Source organism: Paraburkholderia sp. SIMBA_054 (genome assembly GCF_046534875.1).
In the GTDB taxonomy this organism is placed as follows: domain Bacteria; phylum Pseudomonadota; class Gammaproteobacteria; order Burkholderiales; family Burkholderiaceae; genus Paraburkholderia; species Paraburkholderia hospita.
Map to the genome: position 1 here is coordinate 1 of NZ_JAWRXV010001323.1, position 250 is coordinate 250.

The 250-nt window shown below is 54.0% G+C and carries 1 pseudogene; it reads right to left on the reverse strand.

Annotation, left to right across the window (positions count from 1 at the left end):
• Positions 1-250: pseudogene (locus SB822_RS59375) on the reverse strand (competence/damage-inducible protein A); the annotation flags it as partial.

A 250-nucleotide genomic window follows, 5' to 3' on the forward strand; every position in this document is an offset into this window, starting at 1 on the left:
CGATCAGTTTCCAGGCTTCATCGGTGGTATCGGTCTTCGCCGTGATGCGCAAAGTCACTTCACCAGCCGAGGCGAGCGGGGCAATCGTCGGGTTGGTCTGGTTGTCCAGAATATCCTGCAGGCGGTCCTCAAGTTCCGCTTCCCCGATGCCATAGAAACGCAACACATGTGAAAGGATGACGTTCTCCTTGTTGAGCATACGCACCAATTTCGGTTTCGCCTCAAATTGGAACATCGGCTCCAGTTCATG